The following is a 15,407-nucleotide window of genomic DNA, read 5'->3' as shown; positions in this document are numbered from 1 at the left end:
ATCAAAAGCGGGCGTCATCACTCGCGTCTTGCGCGGACAACAGGCCGACCATGAGGACGGCTGCAAAAGCAGTCGGCCCTGTAGTTCTTCTCCTGGAAGGAGACGGAGCATGCACGAGAACAAAAATGATGCACCAACATCAAAGGTGTTCTACCGCCCGCTCGAAGCGTCCATCCGCTGGGCCGGACTGCTGCGATACGAGCAGGTGATCCTGGCTTCGGTCTCGTCGCCTATGAATCTGCCGCAGTCGCTGGACTGCCCGCGTTTGGGCGAACTGCGGCTGTACACCGACCGCATCTATGACGGCATCCTCAACGGGGAACTGCCCTTCGGCCAGCATGGCATCACGACACGCGACACCGCGTTGATCGAATCGCCTGATCTGACGGTACGTCATGTCGATCTGAAGTGCTGGATGCGCCAGCACTACCCCGAGCAGCGGCCCGGCTTTCTCTTCTCCCGCAGCGAGCGCATCATCCATCCCTTCATCTCCCTAGAAACAGGGCAAGCCATGCTGGTCGAACGCCAGGGTTTGAAATCCGCCCTGGAACAGACCAAACGTCAGCTTCGCGAGTTGCAGGACAAGCATGACGCGCTGCTCAAGCAGTCCACGGTGATTTCGGCATGCGCGCAGTGTCCGATCAGTGATCGGGCCGAGGCCACCTACCTGAACATCGTTGGCGGCCTGTTAGAGCTGATGCTCGGCCAGTCGCCATCGGGCACGCCGTACTCCAGCTTCAAGACGCAGGAGGCCGTGGTCAGCGCGCTGGTCGCCCATCACAGCGGCGCCATGGGTATCGCGGAGCGGACATTGAACGGCAAGTTCGCCACCGCCAGGCGCCGGTTGCGTAGCGCCTCCCGCTGAGATTTGCCAGCTTGTATGTGCAGTCGCGGAGATTGCATTTGCAATGTCTTTTCGCTGCCGTGTCTATTGAATAGAGGTCACGCCAACAAACGCCACTGAGCGTTCAGGAGTGACCGCCATGTCGCAAACACCTGTACTGCCGCCAAACGAGCGCCGCATCCTGCGCCTGGAAGAAGTCGAAGCGAAATCCGGTTTCAAGCGCGCCCACATCTACAACCTGATGAAGAAACGCCAGTTCCCGCAGGCGCTGCGTCTGGGCGTGCGCGCCGTGGGCTGGGACTCCATCGAAATCGATCAGTGGATCGACGAGCGCGTCAACAACAGGGCCTGACCCGTTCTCCCGCGGACTTCCCATCCTCACACGGAGAACGCCATGCAGGTCGTATCCATCATTTCAACCAAAGGTGGCGTGGGCAAGACCACCACGGCCGCGAACCTGGGTGGGCTTGCCGCCGACGCGGGGCTGCGCGTGCTGCTGCTCGATCTCGACGTGCAGCCCACCTTGTCGTCCTACTACGAGTTGGGCCACCGCGCGCCTGGCGGCATCTATGAATTGCTGGCCTTCAACGAGCGCGACCTCGGCCAGCTCGTGTCCCGCACGATCATCGCGGGCCTCGATCTGGTGCTCTCCAACGACCACCGGGGCGAGTTGAACACCTTGCTGCTACACGCGCCGGATGGGCGCCTGCGGCTGCGGCACCTGCTGCCGGTCCTGGCTCCCCTCTATGACCTGGTGCTGATCGACACCCAGGGCGCGCGCTCGGTGCTGCTGGAGATGGCGGTGCTCGCCTCCGACGTTGCGCTGTCGCCCGTGACCCCGGAAATCCTCGCGGCACGAGAGCTGCGGCGCGGCACCATGCAGTTGCTCGAAGACATCGCGCCGTATCGGCACCTGGGCATCGAACCACCGCCGCTGCACCTGCTCATCAACCGCGTCCACCCGGTGTCGGCGAACGCCCGGCTGATTCAGCAGGCCTTGCGCGACCTGTTCCAGGACCACACCGGCATCTGCGTGCTGGCCACCGACGTGCCGGCCATCGAAGCCTATCCGCGCGCCGCGACGCGCGGCCTGCCGGTGCATCGGGTCGAGTACCGCCAGCCACCGGGCAGAGTCGCCCCCGCCGCGCTCGACACCATGCGCGGCCTCGCTGGCGAGCTGTTCCCGCAATGGCAGCACCGATTTGCCACGGTGTCCGGCCGTTCACCAGCCCCTCTTGATACCGGGAGGCCTCATGGCGAACGCACATGAACTGGCCCGAGGCCACAAGCGTCTGCGCGCCCTGATCGAGTTCGCCGTCGGCGAGGGCTGGCACGTCAAGCGCACATCTGGCGGGCACTTGAAATTCACCAAGGCTGGCTGCGCTGCGATCTACACCAGTTCGACCGCCAGCGACCACCGGGCGGCCCTCAATGCCCGGGCGCAGATCCGCCGCGCCGAGCGCGAGGCCCGGTCCCCAGCGCAGGGAGGCCGCCATGGCTGAGATGACCTCCCAGCAGATGGCCGGCAAGCTGCTCGCGGCCGGGTTCGAGCGCAGCGGCCCGTCCACCTCGGCCTTGAGCGATCCGATCGCCGACACGCCCATGGTCGTGACCCTGGACCAGTTGCGCCCCTACGACCACGATCCCAGGAAGAAGCGCAACCCGGCCTACGAGGACATCAAGGCGTCCATCCGCGAGCGCGGCTTGGACGCGGCACCGGCCATCACGCGCCGTCCCGGCGAGGATCACTACATCATCCGCAACGGCGGCAACACACGTTTGGCGATCCTGCGCGAACTGTGGTCGGAGACCAAGGACGAGCGATTCTTCCGCATATCGTGCCTGTTCCGCCCGTGGCCCAGTCGCGGCGAAGTCGTGATGCTGACCGGCCACCTGGCCGAGAACGAATTGCGCGGGGGCCTGACGTTCATCGAGCGCGCCCTCGGCGTCGAGAAGGCGCGTGAGTTCTACGAGCAGGAAAGCGGCGCCGCCCTGAGCCAGTCCGAGCTGGCCCGCCGCCTCGCCGCCGATGGCTTCCCTGTCCAGCAGTCGCACATCAGCCGGATGAACGACGCGGTGCGCTACCTCCTGCCGGCGATCCCGACCGTGCTCTACGGCGGGCTCGGCCGCCACCAAGTCGAACGCCTGTCGGTCATGCGCAAGGCCTGCATGCTCGCGTGGGAGCGCTACGCCAAGGGCCACACACTGGTACAGGACTTCGACGACTTCTTTCAGGAGGTGCTGTCGCAGTTCGACACGCAGGCCGACGAGTTCGCCCCCCAGCGCGTGCAGGATGAACTGATCGGCCAGATGTCCGAGTTGCTCGGCATCGACTACGACGTGCTGGCGCTCGACCTCACCGAATCCGAAAGCCGCCATCGCGCCCTGGTCAGCGACCCGACCCCGCCATCGGCACCGCCCGCGCTGCCTGAGCCTGGCACCATGGCACGCCCGCCCGCCGCACCAGCCCCATCGGCCCTGGCGCCGCCGGCCACGCCTGGGTCGCGCGAACGCGAGGGCGGCTCGGGGACAGACGGCTCGCCCGCAGGAAGTCCCGTGGCGGCTCCTGATGATCTGCTGCAGGGGCACATCGTTTCGCCTGCACCGACGACGGAGCGGCTGCAATCCATTCAGCGGATGGTCGCCGACGAGCTGGGCGATGCGCTGCCCGATTTCTCGGCCAATGTCTTGCAGTCCATTCCCGTCCAGGCAGGCGGTCTCTACCCGATTTCCGACGTCTGGCACATCGACGCGGGCCTGGACACGCCCGACCGCCTGCGCATCCACATCGCGCAGTTCGCACGCGAGATCGCGGGCGAGGCAGGACTTGATCAGTGCATCGAGGAACGCGCGGACGGTGTTGGCTTCGCATGCCATGCCAGCGCGCAGCCCCCATCACCGCAGGGCCGCGCCGTGCTGACATTGCTGGCGAGCCTGGCAGGCCAGAGCTTCACCGATGCTGATCTGGACGGCGGGCAGCTTGCCGCCGAGCTGCCGGCGCTGCTGCACGGCCAAGGCGATGCGAACCGGCGATTGAGCGACACCGCGCTGGTCAAGCTGTTCCGATTGCTGCGCCTGGCCCGGCGCCTGCTGGACCTGGAGTTCGGTGCCGCAAGCCCTGGGGCATGAAGGAAGGAGACCAGCATGTCCGCCCCGCACCCGCTCAATCAGGCCGTCATCGCCCAGGCGCTCTACGACCTGCGCAACGGCCAACTGCGCCGCTGCAAGGCGATGGGCTTCAGCGAGGCCGAGCTGGATGCGCTCAAGCATCCCGCCATGGTGAGCGTACTGGCCAACGCCAATGTCTCGTGGTGTTCCGTGTCCGTGAACCGCGAGGTGCTCCGGCGTCTGCTCTCGCAGGCGCAGGACGTGGAGAAGGAAATCGCGACCGTCGATCGCATGTTGCGACTGGGGGCCAGCACGGAGATGGTCAGCCGCTTTTATGGCCTGACCCATCAGGAAATCGCCCTGCGCCGTGAGGTGCTGGGCCTGCCCAAGCGCAAGGGGCGTCACCCTGTCCTGGACGAGAAGCAGGACGTCGAACTGTGGCGGCGCTGGAAAGCCATCACCAGCAGCAGGAATGTGGACTTGGAGGACGAGACCTCGATTCTCGACGCGGCCATGGACCTCGCCGAAGGCATGGATTTGCCGCTGTCGGTGGTCTGGGCCGCGATCAAGTCGTGGGTCGATCAAGGATTGGGTTGAGCCATGGCCGTGGACGACACCGCACCACGCCATGGCCCCGTCGCACTCGCTGATCTGTTCGACGCGGCGCTGAAAGACCTTGCGCCCAGGCCCGGCCCACCCACGCCCACGCGCATGCCTATACCTGCGCCGTCACCTGCGACACCGGCCGCGTCCGGCGATGCGTTCCTCTTCAGCGGCAACCGACATGAGACCGTACCGCGACGACTGTTCCTCGACCGCCGCCTGACGCCGCTGGAGCGCAACGCCTGGCAGGTGTTCCGGCTGATGCTCAACGACGATGGCGTGACGGCATTCCCGACGTATGAGCAGCTTCGGCCCTGGCTGGCCTCGATGCCCTGCGCCGGGCAGGCCTCGCATGAAACCGTGGCCCGAGCACTGACGCTGTTGCGCCTCACCCGATGGTTGAGCCTGGTGCGGCGACGGCGCGACCCCAAGACCGGACGCATCCTAGGCAACCTCTACGTTCTGCACGATGAACCCCTGACGCCCTTCGAGGCCATGCAGCTCGACGCCGACTACCTGGCGCTGGTCAGCCAGTCCCTCGGCCATTCGGCCAAGGCCATCCAGATGGTGGGGCTGAACACTCTCCGGGAGATCGCGGAAGACCCGCTGTTGTCCGGCCGCACGCTGCCGTCGCGGCTGCAGGTCCTGGCCGAACGTCTCGCCAGCCAAGGCATCACGGCCACCGAAAGTTATCCACAGGAGGCCGCGACTCACGAATCCGAAGAAGGGGCATCAAGCCTTCTTCGGAATGCCGATGGCCCGTCTTCGGAATCCGAAGCAGGGCCGAAACCCGCGCCAGACGCCTCTCTTCGGAATCCGAAGCAGGCCCGTACAGTACGTAGTAGTTGTATTAATGAAGTACGTACTACCGCGCAGGTACAAGCGCAGGCGCGTGCGCTAGGCGACCTGCAATGGCCCAAACGCTTCGCGGAACTGAAGGCGGAACAACAGGCAGGCGTCAAGGTGGCATTGCAGCAGGTCGATGCAGCGCTGAGGCAGGCCGTGCTGGACGAATGGGCCACTCGATGCAGCAGCCATGGCATCCGCAATCCTGCGGGGTATCTGTTCGGCATCATCCAGCGGGCCATCCATGGCGAGTTCAACGCCTGGGCCAAGAAAGACGCGCCATCGGCACCCGTGCTGCCGAATGAGCGGCCACCACCGGCACCACCGCCATCTCAGCCACAGGGCAAGCCTGTGCCGCCGGAAGTCGCCAAGCAGCACATCGAACGGCTGCGCAACCTGCTTGCCAGCAAGTGAGCGGGCCTGCATGGCGGTGTAGTGGATGCCGGTGGCTTCCAGTAGAGCTATCCCCTGGGGATAGTTCCACTAACGGCTACGACATCGAACCGCTGCACGCCAGGCCTCGATCGCCTGCCGCGGGATCGGCCTTGTCCGCGCTGATCCGGGCGTGCAGCGTTCCTTGGCGCTCCATGGAGCTATCCCCTGGGGATAGCTCACGCCGCATGCACCCGCCGCGCCTTGAACCGGGGACTGGCGGGTTTCGGTTTGTTGACTGACTGCCTTCCGCTTCCTGCCGAAGCTGGCCGCTCTTTTCCAACAACGAGCGGACACCATGGCAACCACCAACGAACCCCTGCAACTGAATCTCGGCTCCTTGCGCAGCGCGATGTCGCTGACGCTGCACACGCACCACGCCTCGCGCATCTGGCACGGCCGCGCCGCCGCCGAGGGGCGACCGGGCATCGTCGGCCTGAACGGCTACATCGCCCAGATGAACAAGATGCGGCGCGGCTCGGAGCAGGACGATCCGTACAGCGATTTCTGGATGCTGCGCATCGAGGACAAGCTCGACCAAACGAAGGCCACGCTGCAATCGCTGCGCGAACAGGTGGACCAGGCGCTGGCGAGCGTGCCGCCGGCACTCACCTTGGGCGAAAACCTCAATGTTCAGCCCGTCAAACTGCCGCTGTTCGTCAATGCGCAGCTCGGCTTTGCCGCCGTGTATCTGCTGGCCGACTACGACGACGTCGCCCGCAAGCTGATCCTCGCGCACCACACCGCGCTCATCGACCGCAGCACCTTGGAGCGCTGGCTCAACGAAGGCGCCCATGCACTGCGCAGCTTGTTCTCGCTGGCACAGCAATACCGCTACTCGGGCTGCACCCGCGACGACTTCGCCGCGAAGAATGCCGCAGCACGGGCAGCGCTGGAGAAGTTCGGCGAGCTGCCGCAGGACGTGCTGGAAGGCACGCGCCGCTCGAAGTTCGCGCCGCCCATCGTGCGCCGTAGCCTGCAGCAGCCCGGTGATGGTCCCGCCCCAGCACCTTCCCCCAGCGACGAGGCCGCAGCCACCGCGGCGCACGAAGCGACGGCCGGCGAGGACGCGCGGGCATGATCGACCCGAACCGCGACACCCGCTACTTCCGTCCCCTGCAACAGACAGCCTTCATGAAGCTGGAACACGCAGGCTCTCAAAAAGGCCTTTTAAAGCCCTTTAAAGGTAAAGGGGACTTGGAGGCCTGGGCCAGCCAGTGCTTCGCCATGCGCGACGAATTGATGGACTTGGCGCAGCGACAGGTGCTGCAACAGGCAGTCGGGCATCCCTTCCATCTGCTACCCATCGAACTGGCCCAGCAGACCACTGGCGCAGGCACAGCGTTTCTTCGCTGGCGCAAGCACGACAGGTCAGCCATGGGCGTGGCCCTGTGGCAGGAGCTGATGGCGAGTACCAGCACGCCGGTCAACCTCCTGGCCGACCTGCACGCCATCGAGCTTCAGCGCATCACGCTGAACATGCAGATCAGCCTGTTGCACACCTTGGGCAGGCAGGCCCAGGAGTGCGCCAGCAAGGCCGCCGAGGCGGAAGACGCCTACCTGCGCCGGCTCAAGTCCACGCCACCCGCCATGCGTGATCGGTGATCGCGCCAGGCACCCCAGCACGCGCCCGCCGCCGACCAGGTGCGGGTATTTCAACCACCACGGAGATTGCAACATGAGCACGCATTTTTCTGGCGAGGGCAACATCGGTTCGCCCCCCGAGTACCGGGAGTTCCCCAACGGCAACGACGAGCCCAGCCGCCTTCTGCGCCTGAACGTCTATTTCGACAACCCCATTCCCAAGAAGGATGGCACCTTCGAGGACCGCGGCGGCTTCTGGGCGCCGGTGGAAATCTGGCACCGCGACGCCGCGCACTGGAAGGAGCTGTACCAGAAAGGCATGCGCGTGCTGGTCGTCGGCCGCATGGAGCGCGAACCCTGGACGGACAACGAGGATCAGCCGCGCGAGACCTGGCAGATCAACGCACGCAGCGTCGGCATCCTGCCCTTCCGCATCGAGTCCGTGACCCTCAGCCCCAGGCAGCAGGAGACCGCGCAGGACGCGCAGCCGAAATCCCAAGCCGCCCAGGAACCGACCGCGCCGAAGGAGCCGAAGCGCAGGAAGTGATGCGGCATGGGGCGGCGGCAGTCGTTCGTCGCCCCATGCCCTTGTGAGCTATCCCCGGGGATAGCTCCATCAACGTCCACCGGCTGCCACGCGCTCCCGAAAATCGCGGCTCCCGGCCCGCACATCCCCGGCCGCACGCCACTCCCGTCCCCGCCATTCCATCCCGTGAAAGTGGTCGCCACCGCATGCGGCTTGTTTGCTGCTGCCCCTGGTGGTGCTCGGCATCCTCGATTCCAGCAACTCGATGAACCACGGGAATCGGATGGACGGACATGCGGCTGTTTTTGTGCGAGAAGCCCTCCCAGGGCAAGGATATTGGCCGGATTCTCGGCGCGACGCAGCGCGGTGAAGGCTGTCTCAGCGGCTCCGGCGTCACCGTCACCTGGTGCATCGGCCATCTTGTAGAAGCGGCAGCTCCCGAGGTCTATGACGCAGCGCTCAAGCGCTGGTCGCTGGAGCAGTTGCCCATCATTCCCCAGCAGTGGCAGGTCGAGGTCAAGCCCAAGACCGCCCCGCAATTCAAGGTCGTCAAGGCGCTTCTGGCGAAGGCGACCCACCTCGTTATCGCCACCGATGCCGACCGCGAGGGCGAGCTGATCGCCCGCGAGATCATCGACCTGTGCGGCTACCGCGGCTCCATCGAGCGGCTATGGCTGTCGGCGCTCAACGATGCGTCGATCCGCACCGCGCTCGGCAAGCTGCGACCTTCATCCGACACGCTGCCGATGTACTACTCGGCGCTGGCGCGCTCGCGCGCCGACTGGCTCGTGGGCATGAACCTAAGCCGGTTGTTCACCATGCTGGGTCGGCAGGCCGGCTACGACGGCGTGTTGTCGGTCGGGCGCGTACAGACGCCGACTCTCAAACTGGTCGTGGACCGCGACCGCGAAATCGCGGCCTTCAAGTCGGTGCCGTTCTGGACCATCGACGTGTCCCTTTCCGCAGGTGGACAGGCTTTCAGCGCGCAGTGGGTTGCGCCCAATGGCTGCACTGACGACGCTGGCCGCTGCCTGCAGCAGCCGGTCGCCCAGCAGGCCGAGCAGCAGATCCGCGCTGCAGGCAGTGCCCAGGTGGTATCAGTCGAGACCGAGCGCGTGCGCGAAGGTCCGCCGCTGCTGTTCGACCTGGGCACGCTTCAGGAGGTTTGTTCCAAGCAGCTTGGGCTGGACGTGCAGGAGACTCTGGAGATCGCTCAGGCCCTGTACGAAACGCACAAAGCCACCACGTACCCGCGTTCGGATTCCGGCTATCTGCCTGAAAGCATGTTTGCCGAGGTGCCCACGGTTCTGGACAGCCTGCTCAAGACCGACCCGTCGCTGCATCCCATCATGGGCCAGCTCGACCGCTCCCAGCGCTCACGCGCATGGAACGACGGCAAAGTGACCGCCCACCACGGCATCATCCCGACGCTCGAACCCGCGAACCTCTCTGCCATGAGCGAGAAGGAACTGGCGGTGTACCGGCTGATCCGCGCGCACTACCTCGCGCAGTTCCTCCCTCACCACGAGTTCGACCGCACCGTGGCTCAGCTTTCCAGCGGCCAGCAGAAGCTGGTGGCCACCGGAAAGCAGGTGATCGCCCAGGATTGGCGTCTGGTGCTGGCCGAGCCGCAAGCGGACGAGGACGGCGACGCCGCCGTGCGCAGCCAGGTGCTGCCCGCGCTGCGCGAAGGCATGGCGTGCCAGGTGGCCGAGGCCGAGATCAAGGCGCTGAAGACGACGCCGCCCAAGCCCTACACGCAGGGCGAACTGGTCAAGTCGATGAAAGGCGTGGCGCGCTTCGTAACCGACCCGCGCTTAAAACAGAAGTTGAAGGACACGACGGGCATCGGCACCGAAGCCACGCGCGCCAACATCATCACCGGCCTGCTGACGCGGGGCTATCTCGTGAAGAAAGGACGCTCCATTCGCGCATCGGATGCGGCGTTCACGCTGATCGACGCCGTGCCCGCGGCGATTGCAGACCCCGGAACCACCGCTGTGTGGGAGCAGGCACTCGACATGATCGAGGCCGGACAGCTCACCCTGAACGTGTTCATCGGCAAGCAGGCTGCATGGATTTCGCAACTGATCGCGCAGTACGGCAGCACCTCGCTGTCCATCAAGGTTCCCCAGGGACCCGCTTGCCCGCAGTGCGGCGCACCGACGCGCCAGCGCACTGGCAAGACCGGCCCCTTCTGGTCATGCAGTCGCTACCCCGACTGCAAAGGCACGCTGCCGGTCGAAACCGGCGCGTCCAAGCGCGGTGCCTCGCGCCCACGCAGTAGCGGCCGCAAGGGCTTCTGACCGACCCCACTCCCCGAGAGCCGTGCCCGCCATCGGCGGTACGGCCTGTGTCCCGCACGCCCTGCGGGACGCCCAGCGCGCAACGCCTTCTCTTGTCCGTGTGCGCGTCCCGCCCAGCCGTCCCCGGCTGCGGGGCCTGAAGGTAGCTTCTCCGCGAACCATGTCCGGGGTTTCCCGGCGCGTTCTGCTGATCTGCATTTTTCCGCCTCTGCGAAGGGTCCCCCGATGGCTTGCCAGGCTGCGCGAGCCACCCGGAGACCCTTCGTGGTCAGCGGTATTCAATGCCGTGCCCAACGGCGAAAAACTGGGCTCCTTTTGTGCGCGGATGTGCGCCAGAAGATGCCGGCGCCAACCACGACATGCGCCGGGTGCGATTGCTGACAGCAGACGGTTCTAGCGACGACCGGGCCTGCCAATCAGCCCACGGGTGGTTCCGTCCTCCCGAGCCGAAGGCCGCAGGGCCTTCGGCGCCTTTCTCCCGCCGATCAACATTCTGGCCCGATAGCGGGCCACACCAACAGGAAACCGACGTATGCAACAACCGGAGCAAGTACGAGCCGCGTTCGAGCGCGACATTGGCAACAAGGTGCTGTTCATCAAGGACGGCAAACTGCTGTTCATCAATGGCATCAGGCTCAAAGCCATCGCCGACCGCAAGGTGTACTTCGCTTCACTGCGCGCCCGGCAGGCCCAGCCCATCGTCATCCTCGCCGAGCTTCCGCCGGAGCAGGCATTCGACCTGTGGAAGCAGCATGTCCTGGGCGACAAGCCCAACTGACCCAACGCCGACACGCCATCCTGGCAGCCCCGCACTCGTGCGGGGTTTCTTTTTCCTGCGTCCATCAATCGGGGCTGGGCCGGATGCCATTTTCCAACTGACGCAGCGCGGCCGTCGCAGGAAGCTGCCCGCATGTTCGCTGATTCGTCAGCACATGCCAGCAGCCAGGGTTCCAGGCTGCCGCGGGTCTCTCCCGCGTTGCCCACCAGTCCGCATCGCATCAATTCCGCAGACGCGCGTCCCCATGACGCTGATGCTTTTTTTCAACCGCGTGCGGGAGCTGCCATCCCGTGAGGGACAAGGCCCCGCTTATCGAAGGAGCCCTTCCATGTCCCAGCAAGCCTCTTTCGGCCAAGCCTTCGGGCAATTGGCCTCGACCTACTGCGGCAAGTTCCTGCCGCTCGAAGTCCTGCAAAGCGCCGCTGGCCACTACATCGGCACGCGCGATACCGAAGGCCCCGTTTCGCGGGAATCCCGCGAGTACTTCCGCAGCTATGCCGCGGCTCAACGCGCCCTCGAAAGAGGCGGCTGGTCCCAGCTCGCCATTCCCTGATCCAACTGGAGGAATCACGTCATGAACCAGCTTTTGCCACAGGAAGTCGTCGATCAGATCATGCGGGAAGAGCAGCATTTCGCTGCCGCGCCCCAAGCCTTTTTCGAGGCATGGAAGCGCGGCGTCGAGATCGCTGGTCCCGAGTGGTTCGGGGACGGCACCCGTGAAGCTCTGAACCAGGCCAAGAGCAAGTGGGATCTGCGTCCCAACATGCTGCGGCTCAACGATGCCCTCGGCGTCCTGAGCAGCGGGGAACGCATGTTCCTGTCCGCCATGGTGAGCTTCTACAACGCACGCGAGGGCGGTGCCATGCTCAAGCGCTGCCACTTCCACGGGCTGTCGGACTTCGACGGTCTGGACCTGCAACGCCGCAAGGTCATCGCCGACCTGCTCATGAACTACGACGGCTGGTGAGCCGGTCTCCGGCACACCACCGCGTTTTCGTTCACTCCCCAAGAGGGACATGCGCCCACGAGGCCATGTCCCTCAATTTGTTTCCCGGCGTCCAGCGCAATGCTGACAGCGCCAAGGTCAGCGTTGCCCTGACGCATTTTTCATTCTCAACCCACTGGGTCCAATTCCCGGTGGTGGGAATTGGCTCCATTATTCAATCCGGAGAGTTCCCATGTCCCAGAAACCTAATCCCTTTCTTCGCGGCTACTGGAATCTGAAAATCGTCCGCACGCTGCCCATCAGCTACGAGGACGGAAGCCCGCATGTCTGGCGAAACATCCACGCGAGCCAGCAACACTTTTCCGACGAGGAACTGGTTTCATCCTCCTGCATCGTCACCAACGGTTTCGCCGTGGTCAGCTATGGCCCCGAACCCGTGAGCGCCGAGGTACTGGCCGAATGCGATGCCGGTGAAGGCGTCAGAGGCGAAGGCGTGATCGGCGCCGTGGTCTATGCCATCCGTGGCGACGACTTCGACGGCCGCCCGGTCCACGTCGGTGACACCTATTCGGCCGAGGCCGCCCGGGAAGTCGTGCAGCGGCTGAGCTTCGAGACCGGCTACTACAGCCGGTGCTGGGAAATCAGTCGTGAGCACATCACCGTCGATTTCTGGCACTACCTCGCCAACCTGGCAGACCTTGCCACGCCGGAGGCCTTCCTGTTCATCGCGTTCCGGGTTCCATACAGCCCGGCGATCGGCATCAAGCTGATCTCCACCCCCTGGACGGACGAGAACCTGGAACATGCCGAAGGCATCAGCGCGGCGCAGCTTCGGCAGGAGCACCGGGGAAAGGGTATGCCGGACGACTTGGCGAACATCCTTGAACTGGCTGGCCAGGCCGATGTGCGCATCCTGATCCTCGATGCCGACGCACCCGCGCTGCTGGGCCTGCCGCTGGACGAGTCCTAGCAGCCGCGCTACACGCCGTGTTTCCTCTTCGTTCTCCCCATGCCAGCCCGTCTCCTGCCCGGAGCCGGGCCGGTCCAATTTCATAGGAGCACCCTCATGTTCCCCGACCTCATCTCGCCCGTAAGCGACTTCGAGCATCAGCTCGGGGCTTGCGTCAACGCTATGGGCCAGGACGACGCCATCGGCCAGGTCCTGGTATTCGAGCGCATGCGCGGCAGGCTGCACATGCGCCATATCGCCAGCGCCGACCTGGCGGACACCGACATCGACGAGTACGAAATGGTCGTCTTCGACGGTGGCAGCACCAGCGGCGACACATGGAAGCATGTCTTCTTCCCGCGTCAGCGCGAGCACTACTTCGTGTACGAAGCCTGACCCAACCAGCCCCTTTCGAGGGGCTTTTTCGTTTGGCCGGCCGTTCATCGGCAATCCTGACCTTGTCGAGCGACTGCGCGGCAACCAGCCATTGGCGGCTGCTGACAGCAGCGTCTATTACGGCGGCGGCGCCAACGGGTACACGGATTTCCCCACTTTTTCCGGCTGATCATTTTCGGAATTCCCGAAATACAGAACCCGGATAAATGGGAACTCGGGTGGCGGTAACTGTAGCGGTAACCAGAAACCATCACGGTTTGCTGGCACAGCCAGCTGCCGCCCGCGTTTGTACGCTGCCGGCGAGAGAAGCAGACACGCATACCAAGCAGATAAGCCGTTGAGCGCGAATCTTCCTCTTGAGAAGCGGCTGCTGCTGTCCGGGAAGCGTCCCTGGCATTGCGCAGCAAGCGCTCTATTAATAGCTTTTAACTGTCATCATCAACTTGCCCGATGATTGTAGACGACCGGTCTAGTTTCAGGGTAAGATACAAACCATGACTAATGCCACGAACGACGTCCGCCAACATATCCTCGATACCGCCCGGATCATTATCGCGGGAAAGGGCTTCAGCGCCGTGGGCCTGAACGAGGTTCTCCAGGCTTCCGGCGTGCCGAAGGGTTCCTTCTACCATTACTTCGGCTCCAAGGAGGCCTTTGGCGAAGCGCTGCTGGAGGATTACTTCGCCGATTACCTGGCTTCGCTCGATAATCTGCTGAGTCGTCCTGATCTTTCCGCAGCACAGCGACTGATCGCCTATTTCGAGTACTGGCTGGAGACCCAGGCAGCCTGTGACCCGAAGGGCAAGTGTCTGGCGGTCAAGCTGGCTGCGGAGGTCAGCGACCTCTCCGAGGCGATGCGTTTAGTTCTTGAACAGGGCACCACGCGAGTGATCGCGCGTTTGGCCAGCGCCATCGAGGATGGCGCCAGCGACGGCTCGCTTCCGGTTGAGCTGGATGCCAGCACAACGGCGAACACGTTGTACCAGTTGTGGCTGGGCGCGAGCCTGTGCGCCAAGCTCACGCGCGACCGTGTACCCATGGAGGCCGCGCTGGCTGCTACGCAGGGCCTGCTAGGCCTGTCTTCTCATCTTCGACGCTGCGCCTGACAGACAGAAAAAAGTCCTCGTAGCTTTTTTTTTTGCCCAAACTGTATACGACCGGTCTAATTCAATCAGATGACAAACTTTGCTTCCACGCACGCACATGAGTCCGTTTCGGCCGTCCTTTTCAGGAGTCAGCGATGACCACTGCGATCCTGCAAACCCGCATCGTACTTGCCTCACGCCCCTCGGGTGAGCCGACGCCAGACGACTTCCGGCTGGAACAGGAATCGCTGCCTGAGCCAGGCAAGGGCCAGCTCCTGCTGCGCACGCTGTACCTCTCGCTCGACCCGTATATGCGGGGGCGAATGAGCGATGCTCCGTCCTATGCTCCACCCGTAGCGCTAGGCGAGGTGATGACCGGCGGCGCGGTGAGCCGGGTGGAGGTTTCGCACGACCCGGCATTCAAGGTTGGCGACCTGGTCGTCGGCGACACGGGTTGGCAGAGCCATACGCTTTCCGACGGTCGTGGACTGGTCGTGCTCGATTCCCGGACCACGAATCCTTCGCTGGCGCTGAGCGTGCTGGGCATGCCGGGGTTCACCGCCTACCACGGCCTGCTGAACATCGGCCGGCCGCAAGCGGGCGAGACCGTGGTCGTCGCCTCGGCCACCGGCGCGGTCGGCTCGGTGGTCGGGCAGCTTGCCAGGCTCAAGGGTGCGCGCGCCATCGGCATCGCCGGCGGGGAGGAGAAATGCCGCTACGCGGTGGAAGCGCTGGGCTTTGACGTCTGCCTCGACCACCGTGCGCCTGACTTCGCCGAGCAACTGGCGGCCGCCACGCCGCAGGGCATCGACGTCTACTACGAGAACGTCGGTGGTACAGTGCTCGACGCCGTGCTGCCGCGACTCAACGTCGGCGCCCGCGTGCCGGTGTGCGGGCTGATCGCGCATTACAACGACACCGGCCTGCCGCCCAGCCCGGACCGTATGCCGCAGCTGCTGGGCCTGGTGCTGCGCAAGCGCCTGCTGCTCCAGGGCTTCATCATC

17 protein-coding genes and 1 pseudogene are annotated in these 15,407 nt (G+C 64.7%); all 18 read left to right on the top strand.

Features of this window, described 5'->3' with window-relative positions; all coding sequences use genetic code 11:
* Window positions 1–109 precede the first annotated feature (109 nt).
* The gene (locus WBH99_RS07625) at window positions 110–865 is read left to right on the top strand and encodes a hypothetical protein (RefSeq protein ID WP_424219491.1); all 756 of its coding nucleotides are present in this window, start codon (window positions 110–112) and stop codon (window positions 863–865) included.
* 118 nt (window positions 866–983) lie between these two features.
* Window positions 984–1,196 (top strand): AlpA family transcriptional regulator, encoded by a 213-nt coding sequence (locus tag WBH99_RS07620; protein WP_012205952.1) that lies wholly within the window; start codon window positions 984–986, stop codon window positions 1,194–1,196.
* A 42-nt stretch (window positions 1,197–1,238) separates the two neighbouring features.
* Window positions 1,239–2,114: a ParA family protein gene (locus WBH99_RS07615; protein ID WP_023112332.1), complete on the top strand. Its 876-nt coding sequence runs from the start codon at window positions 1,239–1,241 to the stop codon at window positions 2,112–2,114.
* Window positions 2,098–2,346, top strand: a complete 249-nt coding sequence (locus tag WBH99_RS07610) for a hypothetical protein (protein WP_023112333.1) — start codon at window positions 2,098–2,100, stop codon at window positions 2,344–2,346. Before WBH99_RS07615 ends, WBH99_RS07610 begins: the two co-directional genes overlap by 17 nt.
* Window positions 2,339–3,973, top strand: a complete 1,635-nt coding sequence (locus tag WBH99_RS07605; RefSeq protein WP_023112334.1) for a ParB family protein — start codon at window positions 2,339–2,341, stop codon at window positions 3,971–3,973. The genes WBH99_RS07610 and WBH99_RS07605 overlap by 8 nt, the downstream gene beginning before the upstream one ends.
* Window positions 3,974–3,988: 15 nt before the next feature.
* A complete protein-coding gene (locus tag WBH99_RS07600) occupies window positions 3,989–4,549 on the top strand; it encodes a DUF2857 domain-containing protein (RefSeq protein WP_023112335.1) in 561 nt (186 codons plus the stop codon).
* Between the two features lie 3 nt (window positions 4,550–4,552).
* On the top strand, window positions 4,553–5,815 hold the full coding sequence (locus tag WBH99_RS07595; RefSeq protein WP_023112336.1) for an STY4528 family pathogenicity island replication protein: 1,263 nt from the start codon (window positions 4,553–4,555) through the stop codon (window positions 5,813–5,815).
* Between the two features lie 316 nt (window positions 5,816–6,131).
* Entirely contained in the window at window positions 6,132–6,914 is a 783-nt protein-coding gene (locus WBH99_RS07590; RefSeq protein ID WP_023112337.1) for a PFL_4669 family integrating conjugative element protein, read from the top strand.
* The gene (locus tag WBH99_RS07585) at window positions 6,911–7,438 is read left to right on the top strand and encodes a DUF3158 family protein (RefSeq protein ID WP_023112338.1); all 528 of its coding nucleotides are present in this window, start codon (window positions 6,911–6,913) and stop codon (window positions 7,436–7,438) included. Before WBH99_RS07590 ends, WBH99_RS07585 begins: the two co-directional genes overlap by 4 nt.
* 73 nt (window positions 7,439–7,511) lie before the next feature.
* A complete protein-coding gene (locus WBH99_RS07580; RefSeq protein WP_023112339.1) occupies window positions 7,512–7,964 on the top strand; it encodes a single-stranded DNA-binding protein in 453 nt (150 codons plus the stop codon).
* A gap of 272 nt (window positions 7,965–8,236) precedes the next feature.
* Entirely contained in the window at window positions 8,237–10,249 is a 2,013-nt protein-coding gene (locus WBH99_RS07575; protein WP_023112340.1) for a DNA topoisomerase III, read from the top strand.
* A gap of 547 nt (window positions 10,250–10,796) precedes the next feature.
* A pseudogene (locus WBH99_RS07570) lies at window positions 10,797–11,027 on the top strand (hypothetical protein); the annotation flags it as partial.
* A gap of 328 nt (window positions 11,028–11,355) precedes the next feature.
* Window positions 11,356–11,580, top strand: coding sequence for a hypothetical protein (locus tag WBH99_RS07565; RefSeq protein ID WP_023112342.1), 225 nt, complete (start codon window positions 11,356–11,358; stop codon window positions 11,578–11,580).
* Window positions 11,581–11,601: 21 nt separating this feature from the next.
* Entirely contained in the window at window positions 11,602–11,994 is a 393-nt protein-coding gene (locus WBH99_RS07560; protein WP_023112343.1) for a hypothetical protein, read from the top strand.
* 211 nt (window positions 11,995–12,205) lie between these two features.
* Entirely contained in the window at window positions 12,206–12,943 is a 738-nt protein-coding gene (locus WBH99_RS07555) for an ABC transporter substrate-binding protein (RefSeq protein ID WP_424219490.1), read from the top strand.
* Window positions 12,944–13,039: 96 nt separating this feature from the next.
* The gene (locus tag WBH99_RS07550; RefSeq protein ID WP_023112345.1) at window positions 13,040–13,318 is read left to right on the top strand and encodes a hypothetical protein; all 279 of its coding nucleotides are present in this window, start codon (window positions 13,040–13,042) and stop codon (window positions 13,316–13,318) included.
* Window positions 13,319–13,812: 494 nt separating this feature from the next.
* On the top strand, window positions 13,813–14,424 hold the full coding sequence (locus WBH99_RS07545; RefSeq protein ID WP_023112346.1) for a TetR/AcrR family transcriptional regulator: 612 nt from the start codon (window positions 13,813–13,815) through the stop codon (window positions 14,422–14,424).
* A gap of 134 nt (window positions 14,425–14,558) precedes the next feature.
* Window positions 14,559–15,407 (top strand): NADP-dependent oxidoreductase (locus WBH99_RS07540; RefSeq protein ID WP_424219489.1); only part of this gene is annotated, 849 nt, incomplete at its 3' end.

The sequence above is a fragment of the Azovibrio sp. genome, from assembly GCF_049658005.1.
Lineage (GTDB): Bacteria > Pseudomonadota > Gammaproteobacteria > Burkholderiales > Rhodocyclaceae > Azovibrio.
The sequence above is the reverse complement of the archived record's forward strand: the minus strand, read 5'-3'. Positions and strand labels throughout refer to the sequence as shown.

What these genes read in the sequence shown, in the direction of transcription:
- WBH99_RS07600 (WP_023112335.1), top strand. Translation starts at nt 3,989, where the DNA reads ATGTCCGCCCCGCACCCGCTCAATCAGGCCGTCATCGCCCAGGCGCTC.
- WBH99_RS07555 (WP_424219490.1), top strand. Translation starts at nt 12,206, where the DNA reads ATGTCCCAGAAACCTAATCCCTTTCTTCGCGGCTACTGGAATCTGAAA.
- WBH99_RS07625 (WP_424219491.1), top strand. Translation starts at nt 110, where the DNA reads ATGCACGAGAACAAAAATGATGCACCAACATCAAAGGTGTTCTACCGC.
- WBH99_RS07595 (WP_023112336.1), top strand. Translation starts at nt 4,553, where the DNA reads ATGGCCGTGGACGACACCGCACCACGCCATGGCCCCGTCGCACTCGCT.
- WBH99_RS07560 (WP_023112343.1), top strand. Translation starts at nt 11,602, where the DNA reads ATGAACCAGCTTTTGCCACAGGAAGTCGTCGATCAGATCATGCGGGAA.
- WBH99_RS07590 (WP_023112337.1), top strand. Translation starts at nt 6,132, where the DNA reads ATGGCAACCACCAACGAACCCCTGCAACTGAATCTCGGCTCCTTGCGC.
- WBH99_RS07575 (WP_023112340.1), top strand. Translation starts at nt 8,237, where the DNA reads ATGCGGCTGTTTTTGTGCGAGAAGCCCTCCCAGGGCAAGGATATTGGC.
- WBH99_RS07565 (WP_023112342.1), top strand. Translation starts at nt 11,356, where the DNA reads ATGTCCCAGCAAGCCTCTTTCGGCCAAGCCTTCGGGCAATTGGCCTCG.
- WBH99_RS07620 (WP_012205952.1), top strand. Translation starts at nt 984, where the DNA reads ATGTCGCAAACACCTGTACTGCCGCCAAACGAGCGCCGCATCCTGCGC.
- WBH99_RS07605 (WP_023112334.1), top strand. Translation starts at nt 2,339, where the DNA reads ATGGCTGAGATGACCTCCCAGCAGATGGCCGGCAAGCTGCTCGCGGCC.
- WBH99_RS07615 (WP_023112332.1), top strand. Translation starts at nt 1,239, where the DNA reads ATGCAGGTCGTATCCATCATTTCAACCAAAGGTGGCGTGGGCAAGACC.
- WBH99_RS07550 (WP_023112345.1), top strand. Translation starts at nt 13,040, where the DNA reads ATGTTCCCCGACCTCATCTCGCCCGTAAGCGACTTCGAGCATCAGCTC.
- WBH99_RS07580 (WP_023112339.1), top strand. Translation starts at nt 7,512, where the DNA reads ATGAGCACGCATTTTTCTGGCGAGGGCAACATCGGTTCGCCCCCCGAG.
- WBH99_RS07610 (WP_023112333.1), top strand. Translation starts at nt 2,098, where the DNA reads ATGGCGAACGCACATGAACTGGCCCGAGGCCACAAGCGTCTGCGCGCC.
- WBH99_RS07545 (WP_023112346.1), top strand. Translation starts at nt 13,813, where the DNA reads ATGACTAATGCCACGAACGACGTCCGCCAACATATCCTCGATACCGCC.
- WBH99_RS07585 (WP_023112338.1), top strand. Translation starts at nt 6,911, where the DNA reads ATGATCGACCCGAACCGCGACACCCGCTACTTCCGTCCCCTGCAACAG.